This window comes from Acinetobacter sp. 1000160 (assembly GCF_000588715.1).
GTDB lineage: Bacteria > Pseudomonadota > Gammaproteobacteria > Pseudomonadales > Moraxellaceae > Acinetobacter > Acinetobacter courvalinii.
Map to the genome: position 1 here is coordinate 148,668 of NZ_JFWP02000008.1, position 23,395 is coordinate 172,062.

The 23,395-nt window shown below is 45.2% G+C and carries 18 protein-coding genes, 2 tRNA genes and 3 rRNA genes; 16 read left to right on the top strand and 7 right to left on the bottom strand.

Annotation, left to right across the window (positions count from 1 at the left end; translation table 11 throughout):
* Positions 1-5 precede the first annotated feature (5 nt).
* From J699_RS03580 to J699_RS19845, 10 genes are all read left to right on the top strand, one after another.
* Positions 6-752 carry a YciK family oxidoreductase gene (locus J699_RS03580; protein WP_032870827.1) on the top strand — a complete coding sequence of 249 codons (747 nt, stop codon included), beginning with the start codon at positions 6-8 and terminating at the stop codon, positions 750-752.
* Between the two features lie 181 nt (positions 753-933).
* Entirely contained in the window at positions 934-1,317 is a 384-nt protein-coding gene (locus tag J699_RS03575) for an RcnB family protein (RefSeq protein WP_004773416.1), read from the top strand.
* Between the two features lie 112 nt (positions 1,318-1,429).
* Positions 1,430-2,785: an amino-acid N-acetyltransferase gene (gene argA, locus J699_RS03570; RefSeq protein ID WP_005228233.1), complete on the top strand. Its 1,356-nt coding sequence runs from the start codon at positions 1,430-1,432 to the stop codon at positions 2,783-2,785.
* A gap of 312 nt (positions 2,786-3,097) precedes the next feature.
* Entirely contained in the window at positions 3,098-4,084 is a 987-nt protein-coding gene (locus J699_RS03565; protein ID WP_032870825.1) for a sulfonate ABC transporter substrate-binding protein, read from the top strand.
* A gap of 94 nt (positions 4,085-4,178) precedes the next feature.
* Positions 4,179-5,084: a sulfonate ABC transporter substrate-binding protein gene (locus J699_RS03560; RefSeq protein ID WP_376746128.1), complete on the top strand. Its 906-nt coding sequence runs from the start codon at positions 4,179-4,181 to the stop codon at positions 5,082-5,084.
* 21 nt (positions 5,085-5,105) lie between these two features.
* Positions 5,106-6,281 (top strand): FMNH2-dependent alkanesulfonate monooxygenase, encoded by a 1,176-nt coding sequence (gene ssuD / locus J699_RS03555; protein ID WP_032882951.1) that lies wholly within the window; start codon positions 5,106-5,108, stop codon positions 6,279-6,281.
* The gene (gene ssuC, locus J699_RS03550) at positions 6,278-7,081 is read left to right on the top strand and encodes an aliphatic sulfonate ABC transporter permease SsuC (RefSeq protein ID WP_032870819.1); all 804 of its coding nucleotides are present in this window, start codon (positions 6,278-6,280) and stop codon (positions 7,079-7,081) included. Before ssuD ends, ssuC begins: the two co-directional genes overlap by 4 nt.
* Positions 7,082-7,094: 13 nt before the next feature.
* A complete protein-coding gene (locus tag J699_RS03545) occupies positions 7,095-7,895 on the top strand; it encodes an ABC transporter ATP-binding protein (RefSeq protein ID WP_032882952.1) in 801 nt (266 codons plus the stop codon).
* 242 nt (positions 7,896-8,137) lie between these two features.
* The gene (locus J699_RS03540) at positions 8,138-8,749 is read left to right on the top strand and encodes a TetR/AcrR family transcriptional regulator (protein WP_005228225.1); all 612 of its coding nucleotides are present in this window, start codon (positions 8,138-8,140) and stop codon (positions 8,747-8,749) included.
* 180 nt (positions 8,750-8,929) lie between these two features.
* Positions 8,930-9,436, top strand: a complete 507-nt coding sequence (locus tag J699_RS19845) for a hypothetical protein (protein WP_228131952.1) — start codon at positions 8,930-8,932, stop codon at positions 9,434-9,436.
* Between the two features lie 119 nt (positions 9,437-9,555).
* On the opposite strand, the gene J699_RS03530 is transcribed toward J699_RS19845, so the two are convergent.
* Together J699_RS03530 and J699_RS03525 are read right to left on the bottom strand one after the other, a co-directional pair.
* Positions 9,556-10,122: a 5'-nucleosidase gene (locus J699_RS03530; RefSeq protein ID WP_032870815.1), complete on the bottom strand. Its 567-nt coding sequence runs from the start codon at positions 10,120-10,122 to the stop codon at positions 9,556-9,558.
* 63 nt (positions 10,123-10,185) lie between these two features.
* Complete coding sequence (locus J699_RS03525; protein ID WP_032870812.1) at positions 10,186-11,319, bottom strand: TDT family transporter; 1,134 nt, start codon at positions 11,317-11,319, stop codon at positions 10,186-10,188.
* Between the two features lie 207 nt (positions 11,320-11,526).
* Here J699_RS03525 and ribF point away from each other — a divergent pair, with 207 nt between their 5' ends.
* From ribF to J699_RS03495, 6 genes are all read left to right on the top strand, one after another.
* Positions 11,527-12,528: a riboflavin biosynthesis protein RibF gene (gene ribF / locus J699_RS03520; RefSeq protein ID WP_032870811.1), complete on the top strand. Its 1,002-nt coding sequence runs from the start codon at positions 11,527-11,529 to the stop codon at positions 12,526-12,528.
* A 56-nt stretch (positions 12,529-12,584) separates the two neighbouring features.
* A complete protein-coding gene (gene ileS, locus J699_RS03515; protein ID WP_032870808.1) occupies positions 12,585-15,422 on the top strand; it encodes an isoleucine--tRNA ligase in 2,838 nt (945 codons plus the stop codon).
* A gap of 4 nt (positions 15,423-15,426) precedes the next feature.
* Positions 15,427-15,957: a signal peptidase II gene (gene lspA / locus J699_RS03510; protein WP_165569320.1), complete on the top strand. Its 531-nt coding sequence runs from the start codon at positions 15,427-15,429 to the stop codon at positions 15,955-15,957.
* Between the two features lies 1 nt (position 15,958).
* Positions 15,959-16,441 carry an FKBP-type peptidyl-prolyl cis-trans isomerase gene (locus J699_RS03505; protein WP_009516399.1) on the top strand — a complete coding sequence of 161 codons (483 nt, stop codon included), beginning with the start codon at positions 15,959-15,961 and terminating at the stop codon, positions 16,439-16,441.
* 104 nt (positions 16,442-16,545) lie between these two features.
* Positions 16,546-17,088, top strand: a complete 543-nt coding sequence (locus tag J699_RS03500) for an NADPH-dependent FMN reductase (protein ID WP_005228217.1) — start codon at positions 16,546-16,548, stop codon at positions 17,086-17,088.
* A gap of 324 nt (positions 17,089-17,412) precedes the next feature.
* Positions 17,413-17,958: a type 1 glutamine amidotransferase domain-containing protein gene (locus J699_RS03495; RefSeq protein ID WP_005228216.1), complete on the top strand. Its 546-nt coding sequence runs from the start codon at positions 17,413-17,415 to the stop codon at positions 17,956-17,958.
* A 77-nt stretch (positions 17,959-18,035) separates the two neighbouring features.
* Here the strand turns inward: J699_RS03495 and rrf are convergent.
* The 5 genes from rrf to J699_RS03470 all read right to left on the bottom strand — a co-directional run bounded on the left by rrf (position 18,036) and on the right by J699_RS03470 (position 23,377).
* Positions 18,036-18,150: ribosomal RNA gene (gene rrf, locus J699_RS03490) — 5S ribosomal RNA — on the bottom strand.
* Positions 18,151-18,308: 158 nt separating this feature from the next.
* A 23S ribosomal RNA gene (locus J699_RS03485) occupies positions 18,309-21,201 on the bottom strand.
* Positions 21,202-21,574: 373 nt separating this feature from the next.
* Positions 21,575-21,650, bottom strand: a tRNA-Ala gene (locus J699_RS03480).
* A gap of 54 nt (positions 21,651-21,704) precedes the next feature.
* Positions 21,705-21,781, bottom strand: a tRNA-Ile gene (locus J699_RS03475).
* Positions 21,782-21,840: 59 nt separating this feature from the next.
* Positions 21,841-23,377, bottom strand: a 16S ribosomal RNA gene (locus tag J699_RS03470).
* Together the 16S, 23S and 5S rRNA genes with 2 tRNA genes alongside form the textbook arrangement of a ribosomal RNA operon.
* Between the last annotated feature and the right edge of the window lie 18 nt (positions 23,378-23,395).

Consider the following 23,395-nt stretch of genomic DNA (forward strand, 5'->3'; position numbering starts at 1 on the left):
TAACAATGAAATATTCAGAATATCAACCTCGTCCAGATTTGCTGAAAGACCGTATTATCCTGATCACCGGTGCCGGTGATGGTATTGGACGTGCTGCTGCGATGAGTTATGCCCTTCATGGTGCAACCGTTGTATTACACGGCCGTACCCTGAATAAACTTGAAGTGATCTATGACGAAATTGAAGGTTTGGGTGCGCCTCAACCTGCAATCTTACCTTTGCAGCTTTCCACTGCTTCAACGCATGACTACGAGCTTCTGGTCAATACACTGGAACAGCAATTTGGCCGCCTTGATGGCATCTTGCATAATGCAGGCATGCTCGGTGACCGTGTTGAACTGGCAGAATATCCAGTCGATGTCTGGGATGATGTCATGGCAGTCAATTTACGTGCGCCTTTTGCCCTTACCCAGGCCTTATTACCGTTGCTGCAGAAATCTGAACATGCCTCTGTGGTATTTACCAGTTCCAGTGTCGGCCGTGAAGCCCGTGCCTTATGGGGTGCCTATTCAGTCTCTAAAGTAGCCACTGAAGCCATGAGCAAGATCTTTGCCGCTGAAAATACCTATCCGAATATCCGATTTAACTGCATCAATCCAGGGGGTACACGTACCGCGATGCGTGCCAAGGCTTATCCGGAAGAAGATCCGAAAGTTCTTCCAACACCGGATAGCATTATGCCAGCCTACCTGTACCTGATGGGTGACGATAGTCTGGAGATGAACGGGCAAAGTATTGACGCCCAAGCTTAATTTCATCCTTACAATAATTCTAAATAACATTGGACCCTGAGGTTAAAACTGTTTTTTTCAGAGAAATGAGTGAAAACTCTTCATTGTTTTAAAACAATAATGAATTGATCTTCACAGTTTCTCTGCATTTTTAACGTACAGTAGTTCACATGAGAGACATCCGAAGTCAATAAGGTGCATCATGAAAAAATTTTTCATTATCTTGGTTTTAGGTTCAACCACCCTGTTCAGTAGCATGGGGAGTTTTGCAGGTCCGCACGATCGTGATGAGGATTCGCGCGGTGGCGGCTGGCAAAATGGTCGTGGCTTTGATCGTCCGGATGGTGAAAATCGTCAACGTGAACGTCGTATGCGTGAAGAACGTGGTGTCGAGCGCTTAAAGCAACATCGCTGGCAGGCAGGTTATGTCATGCCACAGCACTATCGTGGCAACGGTTATAAAGTCGATTATAAAGATAATAATCTTCCTCGACCGAGCCGTAACGAGCAATGGTACAAAATCAACAACGACTATATTTTGGTCAATTCGGAAGATAACAGCATTATCCGTATCATGGGTTTCTAGGCACAGCCCCAATCGCTTGACCGCTAAAAGTTGGGGTGTTGTTTTAGGAAGTGATTTATATTTTCATTTTTTTCGTTAAAATCAGATCAATTGGTACATCTCTGAGATTCACATGGCGACCCAAATGACTGAAACGTTACATAGTACAACCCAAGATTATGTACACTGGTTTCGCCATTCCGCACCGTATATTAACGCCCATCGTGATAAAACCTTTATCCTGATGTTTGCCGGTGAAGCAGTTCAGCACGAAAATTTTCAGCATATTATTCATGATATTGCCCTGTTGCACTCTCTGGGCATCCGACTGATTCTGGTTTACGGCGCACGCCCGCAAATCAACCAGAATCTGCTTGATCGCAATATTGACACGCCCTTTCACCAGAACCATCGCATTACCACCCGCGAATCATTACGTGGCGTCATGAATGCGGTGGGTTCAATCCGTTTGGAAATTGAAGCCCTACTCTCGATGGGTCTGGCCAATTCACCAATGTACGGCGCTCGCATTGATGTGGTGTCAGGTAATTTTGTCACTGCCAAACCTTACGGGATTCGTGATGGTATCGACTTCCAGCTTACGGGTGAAGTCCGTTCGGTGGATACTGATGCCATTCAGCGTCATCTGGATAACCATAATATCGTCCTGCTGGGCCCAACTGGCTATTCAACCACGGGGGAAGTTTTTAATTTACTGGCAGAAGAAGTGGCGACCAAGACCGCGATTGCATTAAAAGCCGATAAACTGATTTTCCTGGGTGAAAGACAAGGTCTAATGGATACGCAGCACCAGTTATTGCGTGAGTTAAATCCGCATCAGCTGGAACCCTATATTCAACAGAACCAGCAACAATATCCAGAATTTGCGCTCCATCTCAAACAGGCGCAACAGGCCTCTTTATCGGGAGTGCATCGTGTGCATCTGATTTCATATGCCTATGATGGTGCCCTGATTGAAGAGCTGTTCACCCGTGATGGTGTCGGTACCCTGATTACTGATGCGCATTATGAAGAAGTCCGCATTGCCAATATCAATGACGTCGGCGGTTTAATTAACCTGTTACGTCCACTGGAGCAGGAAGGCATTCTGGTTTATCGCTCGCGTGAACGTCTGGAAAGTGAAATTGAACAGTTTGCGGTAATTGAACGGGACGGTATGATCCTGGCCTGTGCAGCCCTATACCCGATTCCGGCCGGATCAGATGAAATCCGTTCTGCTGAAATTGCCTGCGTGGCTGTGGATTCAAGCTATCGTAAATCCAATCGCGGTAGCCAGATTTTACAATTTCTGGAAAGCAAAGCCAAACAACAAGGTATTCAGCAACTGTTTGTGCTTACCACCCGAACCGCGCACTGGTTTCTGGAACAGGGCTTTGTCCCTGCCAGCGTGGATGATTTACCGAATGCGCGTCAGGAGTTATATAACTATCAGCGTAATTCTCTGGTATTTAAAAAGAGACTGCGCTAAGCATTTAGCACGATGAAGAGATATGTTTATTTTTGATAAAGATCTCTCTTCATCATCATTATCTCTGCTTAAGTCTGTATGAAGAATAAATTCACCAACCGATAAAATAATAAAAATTCAATTAAAAACAAAAACTTAATATGTTTCATTTTTTAATTCTTATTCCATTTATGGATAAGGTTATGCAATCTTGTATTTTGCACTTTTCCTCATAAACAAAGCCCGATTTGTTATTTTTTATGCAATAAAAAAAGTTTTAGCTTAGTTGCTCATCTATTTAAATCTTTTGATTTTTCGGGGAGCACAACCATCATGGCTATTTCAAACCATCGCTCATGGACAACATCTACCCTCATCGCGGCAAGTCTTGCCAGTTTGTTGGGTGTTGCAGGCTGTGCCAAAAAACCTGAGCAGCAAAGCACCACAAAACAAGAAACCACCACATTAAATATCGGCTTTCAAAAGTATGGCATCTTGCCGATTGTCAAAGCAAAAGGTGAATTAGAAAAAACGCTTGCTGCTCAGGGTGTACAGGTGAAATGGGTTGAATTCCCGGCCGGACCCCAGTTATTGGAAGGTTTAAACGTCGGAAGTGTGGTCTTGGGCGAGGCTGGTGAAGCACCACCGATCTTTGCCCAGGCTGCCAATCCCAATCTGGTCTATGTGGCCAATCAGCCCGCTGCCCCATCCGCAGAAGCCTTGATTGTGCAAAAAGATTCGCCAATTCAATCGATTCAGGATTTAAAAGGCAAGCGTATTGCATTGAATAAAGGTTCCAACGTGCATTACCTATTACTTAAGTTACTGGAAGAAAATAATCTGACCTTAAGTGATATCCAGCCCGTTTACCTTCCGCCTTCAGATGCACGTGCTGCCTTTGAAAAAGGTGCTGTCGATGCATGGGTGATCTGGGATCCATTTCTGGCTGCAGCTGAGCATCAGATTCATGCACGTGTCATTGCCAATGGCGAACATCTGGTCAGTAACCATCAATTCTATCTATCTGATCGCCAATTCGCACAAAATCATCCGCAAGTGCTAAATACCGTGGTCACCACGCTCAATCAAACCACGGACTGGGTCAAAACGCATCCAGACGATGCTGCAAAACTATTAGAAAAACCGACCGCACTTGAATTCGATATTTTAAAAACGTCGATTTCCCGTATGGGCTTTGGAGTTCAGCCTATTTCCGAAAAGGTTGCCAAAGAACAGCAATATGTAGCCGATGCATTTTTTGCCCAGAAGCTGATTCCCAAGCAACTGGTCATTCAAGATGCATTACTGAGCAAGCAATAAGCCCATTTTAAGTCTTCTATTTGAGTATAAGGATATGGTCATGCAGCAACACATCCGTCGGTTCAAATCTTTGCTCACCTTGGCCAGTCTGGGCATGTTGCTGAGCAGCCCGGTCTGGGCAATTGATCCAAGTGTTAAACAGCTGCGGATTGGCTTTCAAAAAAGTTCGATTAACTTTGCCATTACCAAGCAGCAAAAACTTCTGGAACAAGAGTTTCCCAATGCCAAAGTGACATGGAACGAGTTTCCAGCTGGCCCACAAATATTAGAAGCCCTCGCAGTCGGCTCGATTGATGTGGGAGTCACAGGCGACGCCCCGCCGGTTTATGCACAAGCGGCAGGAAAACCGCTCTACTACATTGCCTATGAAACCGCAAAACCGCTGGCTTCCGCAATTTTAATTCCAAAGGGTTCCAGCTTAAAACAGCTCGCCGATCTTAAAGGTAAGCGTATTGCCTTACAAAAAGGCTCGAGTGCACATTTTTTACTGGTTCAGGCCGTACGCAAAGCAGGTTTGAAATGGAGTGATATCCAGCCGATTTGGCTCACTCCTGCTGATGCACGGGCTGCATTTCAAAAAGGAGCGGTCGACGCCTGGGCGATCTGGGATCCTTATTACGCATCCACAGAACTGGAAGATCAGGCCAAAGTTCTGGCGACAGGTAAAAATCTGAGTCCCAATTATACCTTTTATCTGGCAGCACCGAATTTTGTCCAGCAGCATCCTCAAGCGGTGACAGGACTGCTAAAACAGATTAATCAGGCCGATCGATGGGTCCAGCAACATCAGAGTGAAACTGCCGACCTGATTGGCAAAAGTACAGGCCTTAAACCAGCTGTCAGCAGTTTATTTGTGCAACGTCGTCCGCGCCCTTCTGCCGCCGCGCCACTGAATGCCAAGGTGATTGCAGAGCAACAACAACTCGCGGACATTTTTAGCCAGCAAGGCATTATTCCGAACAGCATCCGTATCAAACAAGCTGTTTGGCAAGCCAAGTGATTTCAATAGATAGGTAAGCATATGAATATTTTCTGGTTTATTCCCACTCATGGTGACAGTCGTTATCTTGGCACCAGCAAGAGCGCTCGTCAGGTCGATCATGCTTATATGAAACAGATTGCCGTAGCGGTGGACAATCTCGGTTATGCCGGTGTCCTGATTCCGACCGGGCGCTCTTGTGAAGATCCATGGATCACCGCTGCCAGCCTGATTGATGCCACCAAACAGCTGAAATTCCTTGTGGCACTTCGCCCTGGCATTACCACTCCGGCACTTGCTGCACGGATGGCCGCCACCTTTGACCGTCTCTCCAATGGCCGTATTTTGCTTAATCTGGTGACTGGCGGCGACGAGCAAGAACTCAAGGGTGATGGTCTCTATGAAGATCACAGTACCCGTTATCAGACTGCCTCTGAATATGTCAAAATCTGGCGTGAAATCCTGACCCGCTCACATACCGGTGAATCGTTTACCTTTCACGGCGAACGCCTCAGTGTCGATGACGCCAAACTGCTCTACCCGCCTGTACAGCAACCCTATCCTCCATTGTGGTTTGGCGGTTCATCAGAGGCCGCAACTGAATTAGCAGCAGAACAGGTCGATACCTATTTGACCTGGGGTGAGCCTCCTGCTGCAGTGAAAGAAAAGGTCGAATATTTGCGTGCCAAAGCAGCCGCCAAAGGGCGTACCCTGAATTACGGGATCCGCTTACATGTGATTGTGCGTGAGACCAACGAACAGGCCTGGGCAGCAGCAGATGAGCTGATTCAATATCTGGATGATGCCACCATTGCCGCAGCACAGAAAAAATTTGCGCAAATGGATTCTGTGGGCCAGCAGCGTATGGCTGCCCTTCACGGCGGACGTAAAGACCAACTTGAAGTCTCACCGAACCTCTGGGCAGGCATTGGCCTTGTACGCGGCGGTGCAGGAACCGCCTTGGTCGGTGATCCAGAAACAGTTGCGGCACGTATTCAGGAATATGCCGATTTAGGTATCGATACCTTTATCTTCTCGGGCTATCCGCACCTGGAAGAATCGATCCGTTTTGCAGAACTGGTGTTCCCATTATTACCCCTTAAAACCCGCGAGAAACTGGCACAGCCACATTTAACTGGCCCATTTGGTGAAATTATTGCCAATAACTACGTGCCGGAGGTCAAGGAAACTAAGCCCTTGGCCAAGGAGACTGCATGAATAGCAAAGTTTCCATCAATAATGTTTCACGTGGAACACAAAAAATAGGCAGCAGTTTATTGCCTTGGCTATTTCCAGTGTTACTGGTGCTGGTTTGGCAGGCTGCTTCAAGTTCGGGCCTGTTACAAAGTCGGGTATTACCCGCTCCAAGCGCTGTGGTAAGTGCATTCTGGCACTTACTGCTCAGTGGTGAACTTTGGCAGCATGTCAAAGTCAGTGCGGGTCGCGCTTTACTGGGTTTACTGATTGGCGGTGGATTGGGACTGATTTTAGGGCTACTCAACGGCTCATCGCGTATTGCTTCAACCTTGCTTGATACCACCTTGCAAATGATCCGTAACATTCCGGCATTGGCCTTGATTCCATTGGTGATTTTATGGTTCGGGATTGATGAAACGGCCAAACTGTTTCTGGTTGCGGTGGGCGTGTTTTTCCCGATCTATATCAATACCTATCACGGCATCCGTTCCGTCGATCCCCAGCTGATCGAAATGGGTAAAAGCTATGGATTAAGCCGCTGGCAGTTGTATAAAGACATCATTTTACCCGGTGCCATGCCTTCCATACTGGTCGGTCTGCGTTTCTCTTTAGGACTGGTCTGGGTCCTTTTAATTGTGGCCGAAACAATTTCTGCACAATCAGGAATCGGCTATATGACCATGAATGCGCGGGAATTTTTACAGACTGACATTGTTCTGGTCGGTATCTTACTTTACGCACTGCTGGGCAAATTGGCCGATGTCTTGGCTCAAGGTTTAGAACGTTATTTATTACGCTGGCATGCAGGCTACCAGAAATAAAAGGGAGATAAAGATGAGTAATTTAAATCTAAATTTCTATGACAACAATCTGGTGCAACCTGTGACTGAACCAGAAACAGCTCAGGCCCCTGCCAATGGCGCAGATATTCTGATTGAGCAACTGTATAAGTTTTATGGTGAGGTCAAGGTTCTGGAAGATCTTGATCTGCATATTCAGGCCGGTGAATTTGTTGCAGTCGTCGGACGTAGTGGCTGTGGTAAAAGCACCCTGCTCCGTCTGATTGCCCAACTCGAAAAAGCCAGTTATGGTAAAATTAAATTCCAGTCTGCCCGCCATTTTCGTGAAGGTATCACCAATGCAGACATTCGGGTGATGTTTCAGGACCCTCGCCTGCTGCCATGGAAAAGCGTTCTGCAAAATGTTCAACTGGGACTACCTAAAGAACAGCACCAACTCGCAGCAACCTTACTGGAAAAAGTCGGCTTAAAAGAGAAAGCCTCGCAATGGCCTGCACAACTTTCAGGGGGGCAACGTCAACGTGCCGCACTGGCACGTGCGCTCTCGCATTCACCCCGTATTTTGCTTCTGGATGAACCTTTAGGCGCCTTAGATGCCCTGACCCGTTTGGAAATGCAAAACCTGATTGAACGTCTCTGGAAGGAACAAGGCTTTACCGCCATTCTGGTGACTCATGATGTAAGTGAAGCTGTCCAGTTGGCCGATCGAATTATCCTTCTGGATCAGGGCCATATTGCGCATAATTTTCAGGTGAATCTGCCACGTCCACGTAAAAAGAGTATTGCTTTTGCACAACTCGAACAACAAGTCCTTGATGCGGTTTTAGCCACCTAAAACCGTTTCACTTTTTCTAAAAAATGCATCAAATCATCAAAAATAACGATTCCAATTGATGACCAACAGATGAATTATTTACAAAATATGTATGACCTTTTTTAGATTTCAATAATTATCAAACACATCCCCAATTTTGGCCCAAAAAGTATAATTTTTTCGATAAAAAAATTCTGTGACTGTGCACAAATCCGGCAATTTATCTTACAATGTCAATGACATTTTTTGAATCAAGCTCGCAGATGGAACAGAAAAAAAGTACACAAAAGCGCAATCAACTGCTGAATGCTGCCCTGGATGTTTTTTCCGTCTATGGGTTTAGTGGCGCAAGTCTGGATGAGATTGCACAGCTCGCAAATATGCATAAATCCAATATTTTCTACTACTATGAAAATAAAGAGTCATTGTATGTGGAAGTACTCACCACGGTTCTGCAAAAATGGCTGGCGCCTTTGCAGACCTTAGAGTCTGAACTTGAACCAACAGAAGCACTGACGCATTATTTAATTCAAAAAATTGAAAGCTCACGTGACCAGCCAAAGGCTTCACGTTTATTTGCACTCGAGATTATTCAAGGTGCTCCTCATATTTTGCCGATCTTGAAAGGTCCGTTAAAAAAACTGTTTAAGCGTAAAGCTAAAGTCATTCAAACTTGGCAAGAACAAGGTAAATTGTCGGCAGAGATTGATCCAGAACTGTTGATTCTGAATATCTGGGCCATTACACAGAATTACGCGGATTTCTCGACCCAGATTGAAATGGTGACAGGAAAAACCCTACGTAATCGTAGTATGTTTCAACGCAGCATCGAGCATACCGTGCATGTGATGTTATACGGCGTATTGCCGCGTTAAATTTTCTTCACACGCCTTATCTTAGCGATTAAAATAGAAAAAGCGGCTTTGTTAGTCGCTTTTTTTCAAGGCATATAAAACTGAAACAGAATTGACTAGGATAGTGATGCTAAATATAAAGTCTTAAGTATTTATTGTAAAAAATATTATGTTAATCTTAGGAAAACTCAGTTATTCAATATGAAAAAATTAGACTTTCAAATAAGTAAGATAATAGAAGTAAAAAATCCTATTTACTGTGGAGATGATCTTTTACATTTGTATATTCATACTGAACAAGCAAGCTATATTCAATTTTTCTGCTTGGATTTGTTTTCCTATATAGACAATATTAATGAGTTACTTGCATGTATTCTTAATCAAGAAACAAGGGGAGATTATTCATTTAGAAAATGGATCGTTAATACAGAGTTTAAAGCAATATCCATCCAAGAATTAGCACTACAAACTAATAATCTAATCAATCAATTAGATATGATTTTAAATGAATCTCCAGCGAGCTTGGGTGCCAAATTCCTGAAAGAATATTTATGTACTCTAAATTTTGAAAATACTACAAATAGTTATGAAATCTTAAGTCATTCTAATGTTATTCCTAATAGTCCTGATGAAGGAGGTCCAAATTATCAATTTTTTTGGGAAAACATGGGAAAATTCTACTTTTTACAGATTCATTTAGAATCATAATTTATTCCATTTAACAGAATAATCGTCATACAATTAAAAGATAAAAATTTATTTAATTTTAAAAGCTTAACAATACTCTCAAATGTGTTCATATACATAACTATATTATGCCTTTGTGTTTAAAAATGCGCCTGATACAACGCCAATAATTTTTGTGCGCCTAGTAACAGATTCTCTTCCCAATCCAGATGAGCCGTATCATTGGCACCATCAGTAATATATTTAACGGAAATCAAACGTACACCCAGTTTCTGACACACTTTAGCTAAGGCATAGCCTTCCATATCAACCAGATTACAGCTGACTTTCGGTAAGCCCGTTTCAAACGAATCACCCGTGCCACAAATTCCTTTTGGTAAAGACTCAAAATGCGGCTGGGCATGGATGTCAGCAGGAATCTCATCATCCATTGGTGTAACCCCGACTGCAAAACCGAGTGGGGAGACATCCATATCACGCTGCACGAAAGTCGTGACTTCAACCAGACTATGTGCATCAAAGTGTGAACTGCCTGCACTGCCTAAATTAATTAGCGTTTTGCATCCCGTCTTTTGAATCACTTCAAATGCCTTGAATGCCGCATTAATTTTGCCGATGCCACTATAATGGACTTCTATACCTGCCTGCTCAAACAAACCTTTGGATTCACTCGGCAACGCCATAATCAGAGCTACATCAGCATTCATAAAAAGACTCGTTCAAATCAAAATAGAGACACAAAAAAGGTGCGCTCAGGCACACCTTAGATATTATTGCATCTTCTGCTGTAAGGCGACCAAACAGGGAGAGAAAAATAATTGACCGCTATATGCCCCTGCCAGCGTTTTCTTCATCACCAAGGCCCATAATCCGACTAGCAGCAGACTGAGAACCACAGCCGCATACTGTAAAAAACCGATATGTAACTGATGTGCCAGATTAAAGATCGCCAAAATAAATACCCCAAACGGGAACGTGAGGCCCCACCAGCCTAGGTTAAATGGAATGCCAGTACGCATATGGCGCAGTGTGGTCAAGATCGCAATCCCAAACCACCATAAACCGAAGCCTAATAACACCAGACTCGCTACGATGCCTAAAGCAGGTAATAACGTTGCCAAGCCTTCAAAGCCCATCGCTTGCATGATCCGTGGCGCCTGCTCACCGAGTAATAGTAATGCTAACGCCCCTGTCCCAATCGGACCTAAACATAACCAGCTAGAAATCGCCACTTCTTTCTCAGGCAACTGATGCAATGCCAGACGTAACATCAGGATAGTTAAAATTGCAAAGGCAGGTAAGACAGAAATTCCCCATAATACATAGCCTGTGATCAAGATGGTCAAGGCATGCTGATCGGCTGCTAAATGTTGCAATAACAAGCCCGCAGAGCTGGCAGCAACTTCACATGCCACAATCGGCAACAGCCAGACGGCGGTCATGCGTTGCAGTTGATGGTCCTGACAACTAAACATGCAAAATGGCACCACCCACGCAATCACTACAGCAAGAACAACATCGATATACCAAAGGTAAGTGGCTATCTGGATGGCGATATCACCATATAAATGTGTTCCGAAACTGATAAAACCATTGGCAATCGTGGCTAAACCCATGGGTATCGCTCCCAAAAACAGACTCATATTGGGATGGCTAAAAATCTGCTTGGCTTCAGTCGGAAACAAGATCCAGCGTAAGCCATACAACACAGTAAAGGTGCTAAATAACAGAATGTTGAATTGCCACAACTTCGTCGCAAGCATAAACAAAAGAGATGAAGCAAAAGGCAGCTGTGCTAAAATCATCGCCACCACCCCGGTGCCCATGGTGGCAGTAAACCAGTTTGGGGTAAAATGGCGAATTACATCGGTGCTCTGCTCTAGCTGATAAAACGGCTTTTTCATCTCTATCTCGATATCAAGCGACTATGCAACTATTTTAGTTTAATCATTAAATAAGAAAAATTGATTTATTTTTATTTAATGAATCAATTTAATTGATATAAAACTTCTAAATATTGAAAATTTTCTGTGTAAAAACACAACAACAAGACGAAACGCTGAGAATATGGCAATATATAGCCTTTGCAAAAATCACTGTATTTAACGCCCATGAAGTTGCTTCGTCTCAACGCATTATCGCCAGATTTTCAGTTACCGCCGACTGCGGTAACCATTGGCAATTTTGATGGTGTCCATCTCGGCCATCAAGCGATGATTGCTCAACTCAAAACGTTGGCTGCTGCGCAAGGCTTAAAAACATTGGTGATGATTTTTGAGCCGCAACCGCTTGAATTTTTTAAAGGTTATGATGCTCCGCCACGGATTAGCTCATTACGTGAAAAAGTAGAATATTTAACTGAGCTCGGTGTGGACTACATTGCAGTTGCGAAATTTGACCAATATTTTAGAAGTCTAAATGCTACAGAATTTGCAGACCTACTCAAATTAAAACTGAATGCGCAAAGCCTTGTACTGGGAGATGACTTCCATTTTGGTAAAGATCGTCAAGGCAACAGCGAATTTCTACGCAACTATGGCTTTGATGTCACCAATTTAAATACCATTGCCTTAAACGGTGAACGGGTCAGTTCAACCCGTATTCGTCAGGTCCTACAAGCAGGTGATCTGGCCTTAGCGGCAAAATTACTGGGTCGTCCGTATAGCATCACTGGCCGTGTCCAGTATGGTGATCAAATTGGTCGCACTCTTGATTTCCCAACGATTAATGTGCGTTTAAACCGCCATAAACCGTGCTTAAACGGGATTTATGCGGTCGATGTGGTGTGTGAAGATGCCTCTCTTACAGCAAAAATAAAACATGCAGATCCTGCCCTTAATGGCATCTCTGGCTATCAAGCTGACAGTTTGTTTGGTGCAGGTCATGTGGGAACACGCCCAGCCATCAAACAAGACCAGCCAGAATGGCGATTAGAGGTACATTTCCCTGATGTTTCTGCTAATCTGTATGGCTTATTGATGCGGGTAACCTTCCTTCACTATTTACATGGTGAGCTGAATTACCCTTCGCTTGAAGCCCTCAAAGCCGGAATTAATGATGATGTGCAAAAGTTACGAGATTATCGTAGTAGCACAGCAGAATTTCCTTTTTAAATTTAAAACGTAATACATGTCAGTTTACAAACTGATCAAACTGGAAGAAAACTTGCATGAGCGATAAGCAAACTCCTGAAAATGCAGTGGATTATAAAGCCACACTCAATTTGCCAGCGACTGAATTTGCCATGAAGGCAAACTTGGCTGTGCGTGAAGCCAAATGGTTAGAAGAGTGGTATGCCGACAACATTTATCAGCAGATTCGTGCATCGCGTATTGGCAAGAAAAAATATGTCCTTCATGACGGCCCTCCCTATGCCAATGGTCAAATCCATTTAGGCCATGCCGTCAATAAAGTCTTAAAAGATATCATTATCAAAAGCCGTGTTTTAGATGGCTTTGATGCACCTTATGTGCCAGGTTGGGACTGTCACGGTCTGCCAATCGAACTGAAAGTAGAAGAAAAAGTTGGTAAGGTCGGTGTCAAGGTTGATGCATCGACTTTCCGTAAAGCATGCCGTGAATATGCATACACTCAAGTCGAATTACAGAAAAAAGACTTTGTACGTATGGGTGTGTTTGGTGACTGGGACAATCCATACCTCACCATGAACTTCAAACAAGAAGCAGATATCGTACGTGCACTCGGTGCAATTGCCAAAGCAGGTCATATTGAGCCAGGTTTAAAACCAGTAAACTGGTGTATGGACTGTGGTTCTTCTCTGGCTGAAGCTGAAGTTGAATACGAAGATAAAAAATCAGATGCCATTGATGTCGGCTTCACCGTGGTTGATCTGAAAGAGCTCAGCACACGTTTGAATGTCGAGGTTAAAGATGCGACTGATATCGTGATCTGGACCACGACACCATGGACTTTGCCTGCAAACCAAGCCGTAGCATTGCATGCTGAAATCGACTATCAACTGGTACAGGTTACGACTGACCGTGGTACGCAAAACTTTATTCTGGCCAAAGATCTGGTGGAATCAGCAATCGAGCGTTATAAGCTTGAAAACCCAGTTGTACTCGCTGATTTCAAAGGTGCGGCAATCGAAAATCTTTTATTGCAACATCCGCTGTTAACTGATCGCCAAGTGCCTGTGATTTTAGGCGAGCACGTGATTGCAACCAGTGGTACAGGTGCAGTCCATACTGCACCGGGCCACGGTGTAGACGACTATAAAGTCGGCCTACTCTATCAATTGAAAGTTGAAAATCCTGTAGGCGGCAATGGTGTGTATTTACCCACTGCACCAATTTTTGCAGGCGAACACATCTATAAAGCCAATCCTCAAATTATTGAAGCATTGGGTGCAGTCGGTCGTTTATGGGCGCATCAGCCAATCAAGCATAGCTATCCGCATTGCTGGCGTCACAAAACACCAATTATCTTCCGTGCGACACCACAATGGTTTATCAGTATGGATGCCAACGGTCTACGCCAAAATGCATTAAACGCGATTGAAAATGACATTGAGTTTGTGCCTGATTGGGGTCAAAGCCGTATCCAATCCATGATTGAAGGTCGTCCTGACTGGTGTATCTCACGTCAACGGACCTGGGGTGTGCCAATCCCGTTCTTCGTTCATAAAGATACCAACGAATTGCATCCGCGTACGCCTGAACTGATTGAAGAAGTGGCTAAGCTGATCGAACAGGAAGGGATTGACGGCTGGTATAACCGTGAAGCAAGTGACTTCATTGGTGCAGATGCCGAAAACTACAATGCAATCCGTGACACACTGGATGTCTGGTTCGACTCTGGCACAACCCACTATGCGGTGCTACGTGAACGTGAAGACCTGCAAGATCCTGCTGACTTGTATCTTGAAGGTTCAGATCAACACCGTGGCTGGTTCCAGTCTTCATTGCTGACCTCAATTGCCATCAATGAACGCGCGCCATATAAAGGCTTGCTCACCCACGGTTTCGTGGTCGATGAGAAAGGCCGTAAAATGTCTAAATCATTAGGTAATATCATTACCCCACAAGACATTATTAAAGATATGGGTGCAGATGGCTTACGCTTCTGGATCGCTTCTGCAGACTACCGTTATGAAATGACGGCCGGTAAAGAAATCTTTAGCCGTGCTTCAGATGGTTACCGTCGTATCCGTAACACCTTACGTTTCTTGCTGGCGAACCTGAATGGCTTCAAGCCATCTACGGATGCGCTGCCAGTGGACCAGTTGATTGCATTAGACCAATACATCCTGCAACGTGCTGCTGAGGTTCAAAAAACCATTCAGCAAGCCTATGAAGAGATGAATTTCCATATTGTGACCAATGCCCTCACCAACTTCTGTATCAACGATTTGGGTGGGTTCTATCTCGACATCATCAAAGATCGTCAATACACAACCAAGGCAGATTCACAAGCACGTCATTCTGCCCAAACCGCGCTATACCATATCGTTCAGGCCTTTGTCCGCTGGATGGCACCAATTCTCAGCTTTACCGCACAAGAAGCATGGCCTTTAATCCCAGAACAAACTGAAAAATATGTGTTTACCGCTGAATGGTATGACATTCCAACCGCATCAACAGCAAACTTACTGTCTGAAGCAGATTGGCAAACATTGATTAGCGTAAAATCAGCAGTAAATAAACAGATTGAAGCAGCACGTAACGCTAAACTGATTGGCAGTAACTTATCTGCAAAAGTTGAACTTTGGGCAGATGAAGCATTACAGAAATTGTTGAACCAATTGGCTGATGAATTACGCTTTGTCTTGATCACCTCTCAAGTCATTGTGCATCCGTATGCTGAACAAGGTGAAAGCACTGACCTTGCCGGGTTACGTGTTCAGGTTTCAGCGGCGGATGGTGAAAAATGTGTACGCTGCTGGCATGTGCTGCCAGATGTAAATACACACGTTGGTCATGCTGGTTTATGCGCTCGTTGTATTATCAATGTCACTGGCAGTGGCGAAGTGAGAAAATATGCATAATTCTGTGCAAACAAGCCCCGCGAAAAAAGGCTTATTCCAGTTTTACCCGCACAACTTCATGTGGCTTGGACTTTCTGTCCTTGCCATTGTGCTGGATCAATGGACCAAATGGATTGCAAGTTCGCATTTAAATTATGCTGATCCTGTTCCGGTTCTGCCTTTTTTAAACTGGACATTACTTCACAATCATGGCGCAGCATTTAGCTTTCTATCTGATGCGGGTGGCTGGCAACGTTATCTGTTTACCTCTCTAGCAGGCATTGTGTCGGTTATTTTTGTGTTCTGGCTGATGCGCATGCCAAAGAAAATGATCGTTTTGCCTATGGCGATTGCGTTGATTCTCGGTGGAGCCATTGGCAACCTGATTGACCGTGTCAGTCTGGGCTATGTGGTCGATTTTATCCATGTCTATTACCAGAACAGCCATTTCCCGGCATTTAATCTTGCAGATAGTGCCATTACTTTGGGAACGATTTTACTGCTAATCGATACCTTCTTCCTCGAGAAGAAACGCAACCAAAATGCGGATAGATAAGATGAACGAAATTATTCACCCAAACGAAGAAATTCGTATCCAGGACGGTTCAAAAGTTGACTTGCACTTTTCGGTTTCAATCGAAAATGGTGTTGAGATCGACAATACCCGTGGCCGTGAAGAACCTGTCAGTCTGGTGATTGGCGACGGTAACCTGTTACCTGGCTTTGAAAAGGCTTTATTTGGTTTACGTGCAGGCGATCGTCGTACTGTACATTTACCACCTGAAGATGCTTTTGGCCCCTGGAATGCTGAAAATATCCAGATCTTCGATACGGTTAAGTTTGAACAACGTCCCATCGTTGGTCATATGATTGAATTTGAAGATAAGGCCAAAGCCACCTTATTTGGAATTGTAAAATCGGTCAATGATGACACCACTGAAATCGATTTTAATCATCCACTGGCAGGCAAAAATATTACCTTTGAAGTGGAAATCTTTAAGGTTACCCCTGCTGGACAGCAAGGCATTAAATTGATGTAACATAAAAGCTCTCAAATGAGAGCTTTTTTTAACCCTGAATAAAAGTATAAGATCATTAAAAGACATTTATTTTCGATTCAAAGCAATAACACAGGAAGATTAATATGCTCATTTACATTATCGTCGGTAGCATCCGCGAAGGCCGTACAGCCATTAAAATCGCCAATTGGGTCGATCAGGCCATCAATGAACTTTCATTAAATGATATTCAGACCGAGATTATCGATCTGAAAGAATGGGCTTTACCTATCTTTGCAGGCGCGCATCCTCCAGCGACAGGTGTTTATGACCAACCTAAACAACAACAATGGGCCGATAAAATTGCCGCTGCTGATGCATTTATCTTGATTAGCCCTGAATATAATCATGGCTACAGTCCAGCACTCAAAAATGCACTGGATTACGTGGCTAAGGAATGGCAAGGTAAACCTGCGGCTTATGTGGGCTATGGTGCAACCAATGGCTCGCGCTCAATTGATCAACTCCGTCAGGTCGCGACCTATATCGGCTTGGTGGACAGCAACGCCGTTCTTGAAATCCGTGATATTTTTAAACGTAATAAAGAAGAAACGTTTGAAGCCAATGAGTTTGAAGTGAAAGGCTTGTCAGCGTTAATGAGTAAACTACAGAAGTATCATATCGCTTAATTGTACGCCTAAGCGTACGTTGATCAGGTAGATTTACCTCTATATCCAACCCAGCTTAATCGTTAATATATGAAGCATAGAGAGACAGGAAGTCTCATTGAGAATAATAAAACACACAGGACGTGGTCGTTAATAGGATATCAACGACATAAGCGGAATACGAAGAAGCCCCGTCAGGATGATGGGGCTTCTTTTTATCTATCTGAAGCATGTAACAGAAATTGACATCGTATCCCGCAAGATACAATCTGCCCCAGAAAGCCCTACATTTTTCATTTTTTTAGCTTGTTACCCTAAAATAAAAATGATTTTGAGGTCGTAACCATGGGTAAAAAAGCATTAATCATCACATCTAACGCAGGCGTTGAACATGATGAGCTGATTCAGCCACTCGAATTTTTAAAAGGCAAAGGTATTGAAGTCATCCATGCTGCAGAAAGCTTTGATGCTGTACAGACGGTAAAAGGTGATAAGGCACTTGGTCCAAGTTATACACCACAAGCCTCATTGGATCAGGTTTCTGTAGAAGATTACGATATTTTGATTATTCCTGGCGGTACCGTCAATGCCGATACCTTACGGCTCAATGAAAAAGCCCATGCCATCATTCAGTACTTTACCGATCAAAACAAGCCGATTGCCGCAATCTGTCATGCGCCTTGGACACTCATCAATGCAGAACGCATTCAGGATAAAAATCTGACGTCCTATAAAAGCATTCGTCTGGACCTAGAAAATGCAGGCGCACACTGGGTGGATGAAGCGGTACATCGTTGTAATACCAATGATTGGCCTCTTATTACCTCACGCTGCCCAGATGATATTCCACAGTTCAATGAAGCTATCTTGAAAGAGTTAAGCCAAGAATAAGTTCTTAGACAGCATTATTTTCCTTTACGCAATAAAAAACACCCCCAACCGTCAGGTTAGGGGTGTTTAGATTTAAAAGCTGGCGATGACTTACTCTCACATGGCAAGTGCCACACTACCATCAGCGCTAAGAGGTTTCACTTCTGAGTTCGGGAAGGGATCAGGTGGTTCACTCTTGCTATTGTCGCCAGCAAACTGTTTTGGTTTTGGGTGGTCTTACGTTTTTTGCCACTTAGTACCGAAAGAGTTATTAACGGATTAGTTAATTGAGTCGTATTGTAACTAGTTTTGACACTAAATCAAGTTATGTATTGAATTTATCTTGAATACAACAACTGTTTGGGTGTTGTATAGTCAAGCCTCACGAGCAATTAGTATTGGTCAGCTTCACACGTCACCGTGCTTCCACACCCAACCTATCAACGTCCTAGTCTCGAACGGCTCTTTAGAGGAATAAATTCCTAGGGAAATCTTATCTTGAGGTAGGCTTCCCGCTTAGATGCTTTCAGCGGTTATCCCTTCCGAACATAGCTACCCGGCGATGCGACTGGCGTCACAACCGGTACACCAGAGGTTCGTCCACTCTGGTCCTCTCGTACTAGGAGCAGATCCTCTCAAATTTCCAGCGCCCACGGTAGATAGGGACCGAACTGTCTCACGACGTTCTAAACCCAGCTCGCGTACCTCTTTAAATGGCGAACAGCCATACCCTTGGGACCTGCTTCAGCCCCAGGATGAGATGAGCCGACATCGAGGTGCCAAACACCGCCGTCGATATGAACTCTTGGGCGGTATCAGCCTGTTATCCCCAGAGTACCTTTTATCCGTTGAGCGATGGCCCTTCCATACAGAACCACCGGATCACTAAGACCTACTTTCGTACCTGCTCGACTTGTGGGTCTCGCAGTTAAGCGCGCTTTTGCCTTTATACTCTACGCGTGATTTCCGACCACGCTGAGCGCACCTTCGTACTCCTCCGTTACTCTTTAGGAGGAGACCGCCCCAGTCAAACTACCCACCAGACATGGTCCTCGCCCCGGATTACGGGGCAGAGTTAGAACCTCAACATTACCAGGGTGGTATTTCAAGGACGGCTCCATTAGAACTAGCGTTCTAACTTCAAAGCCTCCCACCTATCCTACACAAGTAAGGTCAAAGTTCAATGTCAAGCTGCAGTAAAGGTTCACGGGGTCTTTCCGTCTAGCCGCGGGTACACTGCATCTTCACAGCGATTTCGATTTCACTGAGCCTCTGCTGGAGACAGCGCCGCCATCATTATGCCATTCGTGCAGGTCGGAACTTACCCGACAAGGAATTTCGCTACCTTAGGACCGTTATAGTTACGGCCGCCGTTTACTGGGGCTTCGATCAAGAGCTTCGCTTACGCTAACCCCATCAATTAACCTTCCAGCACCGGGCAGGCATCACACCCTATACGTCCACTTTCGTGTTTGCAGAGTGCTATGTTTTTAATAAACAGTTGCAGCGGCCTGGTTTCTGTGGCTGCCAACAGCTCAGGGAGCAAGTCCCATCACCGTCAGCAGCGTACCTTCTCCCGAAGTTACGGTACCATTTTGCCTAGTTCCTTCAGCAGAGTTCTCTCAAGCGCTTTGGTCTACTCGACCTGACCACCTGTGTCGGTTTCGGGTACGATTCCTGTGTAACTGAAGCTTAGAGACTTTTCCTGGAAGCATGGTATCAGCCACTTCACTGTACAAGTACAGCTTGCTATCAGCTCTCAGCATAGAGCACCCCGGATTTGCCTAAGATGCATGCCTACAGCCTTCCACCTGGACAACCAACGCCAGGCTGACTTAACCTTCTCCGTCCTCTCATCGCATTACACAGAAGTATTGGAATATTAACCAATTTCCCATCGACTACGCCTCTCGGCCTCGCCTTAGGGGTCGACTCACCCAGCCCCGATTAACGTTGGACTGGAACCCTTGGTCTTTCAGCGAACGGGTTTTTCACCCGTTTTGTCGTTACTCACGTCAGCATTCGCACTTCTGATACCTCCAGCATACTTCTCAATACACCTTCATCGGCTTACAGAACGCTCCCCTACCACGTATACTAAAGTATACATCCGCAGCTTCGGCACATAGTTTTAGCCCCGTTACATCTTCCGCGCAGGCCGACTCGACTAGTGAGCTATTACGCTTTCTTTAAAGGGTGGCTGCTTCTAAGCCAACCTCCTAGCTGTCTATGCCTTCCCACATCGTTTCCCACTTAACTATGATTTTGGGGCCTTAGCTGGCGGTCTGGATTGTTTTCCTCTTGACTACGGACGTTAGCACCCGCAGTCTGTCTCCCGGATAGTACTCATTGGTATTCGGAGTTTGCATCGGTTTGGTAAGTCGGGATGACCCCCTAGCCGAAACAGTGCTCTACCCCCAATGGTATTCGTCCGAGGCGCTACCTAAATAGCTTTCGGGGAGAACCAGCTATCACCAGGCTTGATTAGCCTTTCACCCCTATCCACAAGTCATCCCCTGGCTTTTCAACGACAGTGGGTTCGGTCCTCCAGTTAGTGTTACCCAACCTTCAACCTGCTCATGGATAGATCGCCTGGTTTCGGGTCTATACCCAGCAACTAAACGCCCTATTAAGACTCGATTTCTCTACGGCTCCCCTATGCGGTTAACCTTGCTACTGAATATAAGTCGCTGACCCATTATACAAAAGGTACGCAGTCACACCACGAAGGTGCTCCCACTGCTTGTATGCATGCGGTTTCAGGATCTATTTCACTCCCCTCACAGGGGTTCTTTTCGCCTTTCCCTCACGGTACTGGTTCACTATCGGTCAGTCAGGAGTATTTAGCCTTGGAGGATGGTCCCCCCATATTCAGACAAGGTTTCACGTGCCTCGCCCTACTCGTCATCATTATGTGTGCCCTTTCGTGTACGGGAATATCACCCTCTACGTTCGCACTTCCCAGAGCGTTCCACTAGAACACACATAACTTAATGGGCTGCTCCCCGTTCGCTCGCCGCTACTAAGGGAATCTCAATTGATTTCTTTTCCTAAGGGTACTGAGATGTTTCACTTCCCCTCGTTCGCTTCATAAGCCTATGTATTCAGCTTATGATACCCGCCTTTTAGCGGGTGGGTTCCCCCATTCAGAAATCTCCGGATCAAAGGATATTTGCCGCCTCCCCGGAGCTTTTCGCAGGCTATCACGTCTTTCATCGCCTCTGACTGCCAAGGCATCCACCACATGCACTTAATTACTTGACTATACAACCCCAAACAGTCGTTACACCTACAAGTGGGTGTAGCAACAGAATCAATGTAAACATTAATTCATACAGCTTGTTGTTTCGTGAACTTAATCACCGTACAGCTTCAATCTAAATTCATATACCAAAACGCTTGATTCAGTGTTTTTGCTAGTTCTCATTTCATTCAACTTAAACATCGAAATGTTTAAATCAAAGAATGAGTGAACAATTTATTTCAGACTCAATTCTACTAATCTGTTAATGATTAACTACCACCTCGTCGGTGCGTAGTAAACTGTGATAAATCACAGAGATTAATAAACCAGTCAACTTGGACTGTATTCACTAAACTCTATAATCTATTTAGCTCAGAATTACTAAGTAATTCATGGTGGAGACTAGGAGAGTCGAACTCCTGACCTCCTGCGTGCAAAGCAGGCGCTCTACCAACTAAGCTAAGTCCCCAGCTTAAAATCATAATGAACGATATATCTCAATCTCAGCTTCAGCTATCAGATTTGGTGGGTCTGACAAGACTTGAACTTGTGACCCCACGCTTATCAAGCGTGTGCTCTAACCAACTGAGCTACAGACCCTCAGATACATCTTCGAAGAACAACTTGTTGTGGATTCTTACCGGTCACCAATCTTTCGTTAAGGAGGTGATCCAGCCGCAGGTTCCCCTACGGCTACCTTGTTACGACTTCACCCCAGTCATCGGCCACACCGTGGTAACCGCCCTCTTTGCAGTTAGGCTAGCTACTTCTGGTGCAACAAACTCCCATGGTGTGACGGGCGGTGTGTACAAGGCCCGGGAACGTATTCACCGCGGCATTCTGATCCGCGATTACTAGCGATTCCGACTTCATGGAGTCGAGTTGCAGACTCCAATCCGGACTACGATCGGCTTTTTGAGATTAGCATCCTATCGCTAGGTAGCAACCCTTTGTACCGACCATTGTAGCACGTGTGTAGCCCTGGCCGTAAGGGCCATGATGACTTGACGTCGTCCCCGCCTTCCTCCAGTTTGTCACTGGCAGTATCCTTAAAGTTCCCATCCGAAATGCTGGCAAGTAAGGAAAAGGGTTGCGCTCGTTGCGGGACTTAACCCAACATCTCACGACACGAGCTGACGACAGCCATGCAGCACCTGTATCTAGATTCCCGAAGGCACCAATCCATCTCTGGAAAGTTTCTAGTATGTCAAGGCCAGGTAAGGTTCTTCGCGTTGCATCGAATTAAACCACATGCTCCACCGCTTGTGCGGGCCCCCGTCAATTCATTTGAGTTTTAGTCTTGCGACCGTACTCCCCAGGCGGTCTACTTATCGCGTTAGCTGCGCCACTAAAGCCTCAAAGGCCCCAACGGCTAGTAGACATCGTTTACGGCATGGACTACCAGGGTATCTAATCCTGTTTGCTCCCCATGCTTTCGTACCTCAGCGTCAGTATTAGGCCAGATGGCTGCCTTCGCCATCGGTATTCCTCCAGATCTCTACGCATTTCACCGCTACACCTGGAATTCTACCATCCTCTCCCATACTCTAGCTTCCCAGTATCGAATGCAATTCCCAAGTTAAGCTCGGGGATTTCACATCCGACTTAAAAAGCCGCCTACGCACGCTTTACGCCCAGTAAATCCGATTAACGCTCGCACCCTCTGTATTACCGCGGCTGCTGGCACAGAGTTAGCCGGTGCTTATTCTGCGAGTAACGTCCACTCATCTTAGGTATTAACTAAGAGAGCCTCCTCCTCGCTTAAAGTGCTTTACAACCAAAAGGCCTTCTTCACACACGCGGCATGGCTGGATCAGGCTTGCGCCCATTGTCCAATATTCCCCACTGCTGCCTCCCGTAGGAGTCTGGGCCGTGTCTCAGTCCCAGTGTGGCGGATCATCCTCTCAGACCCGCTACAGATCGTCGCCTTGGTAGGCCTTTACCCCACCAACTAGCTAATCCGACTTAGGCTCATCATTTAGCGCAAGGTCCGAAGATCCCCTGCTTTCTCCCGTAGGACGTATGCGGTATTAGCATTCCTTTCGGAATGTTGTCCCCCACTAAATGGCAGATTCCTAAGCATTACTCACCCGTCCGCCGCTGGGTCAGTTACCGAAGCAACCTTCCCCGCTCGACTTGCATGTGTTAAGCCTGCCGCCAGCGTTCAATCTGAGCCATGATCAAACTCTTCAGTTTAAAATCATTAGTAGCTTA

What these genes read in the sequence shown, in the direction of transcription:
- J699_RS03580 (WP_032870827.1), top strand. Translation starts at nt 6, where the DNA reads ATGAAATATTCAGAATATCAACCTCGTCCAGATTTGCTGAAAGACCGT.
- J699_RS03575 (WP_004773416.1), top strand. Translation starts at nt 934, where the DNA reads ATGAAAAAATTTTTCATTATCTTGGTTTTAGGTTCAACCACCCTGTTC.
- argA (WP_005228233.1), top strand. Translation starts at nt 1,430, where the DNA reads ATGGCGACCCAAATGACTGAAACGTTACATAGTACAACCCAAGATTAT.
- J699_RS03565 (WP_032870825.1), top strand. Translation starts at nt 3,098, where the DNA reads ATGGCTATTTCAAACCATCGCTCATGGACAACATCTACCCTCATCGCG.
- J699_RS03560 (WP_376746128.1), top strand. Translation starts at nt 4,179, where the DNA reads ATGTTGCTGAGCAGCCCGGTCTGGGCAATTGATCCAAGTGTTAAACAG.
- ssuD (WP_032882951.1), top strand. Translation starts at nt 5,106, where the DNA reads ATGAATATTTTCTGGTTTATTCCCACTCATGGTGACAGTCGTTATCTT.
- ssuC (WP_032870819.1), top strand. Translation starts at nt 6,278, where the DNA reads ATGAATAGCAAAGTTTCCATCAATAATGTTTCACGTGGAACACAAAAA.
- J699_RS03545 (WP_032882952.1), top strand. Translation starts at nt 7,095, where the DNA reads ATGAGTAATTTAAATCTAAATTTCTATGACAACAATCTGGTGCAACCT.
- J699_RS03540 (WP_005228225.1), top strand. Translation starts at nt 8,138, where the DNA reads ATGGAACAGAAAAAAAGTACACAAAAGCGCAATCAACTGCTGAATGCT.
- J699_RS19845 (WP_228131952.1), top strand. Translation starts at nt 8,930, where the DNA reads ATGAAAAAATTAGACTTTCAAATAAGTAAGATAATAGAAGTAAAAAAT.
- J699_RS03530 (WP_032870815.1), bottom strand. Translation starts at nt 10,122, where the DNA reads ATGAATGCTGATGTAGCTCTGATTATGGCGTTGCCGAGTGAATCCAAA.
- J699_RS03525 (WP_032870812.1), bottom strand. Translation starts at nt 11,319, where the DNA reads ATGAAAAAGCCGTTTTATCAGCTAGAGCAGAGCACCGATGTAATTCGC.
- ribF (WP_032870811.1), top strand. Translation starts at nt 11,527, where the DNA reads ATGAAGTTGCTTCGTCTCAACGCATTATCGCCAGATTTTCAGTTACCG.
- ileS (WP_032870808.1), top strand. Translation starts at nt 12,585, where the DNA reads ATGAGCGATAAGCAAACTCCTGAAAATGCAGTGGATTATAAAGCCACA.
- J699_RS03505 (WP_009516399.1), top strand. Translation starts at nt 15,959, where the DNA reads ATGAACGAAATTATTCACCCAAACGAAGAAATTCGTATCCAGGACGGT.
- J699_RS03500 (WP_005228217.1), top strand. Translation starts at nt 16,546, where the DNA reads ATGCTCATTTACATTATCGTCGGTAGCATCCGCGAAGGCCGTACAGCC.
- J699_RS03495 (WP_005228216.1), top strand. Translation starts at nt 17,413, where the DNA reads ATGGGTAAAAAAGCATTAATCATCACATCTAACGCAGGCGTTGAACAT.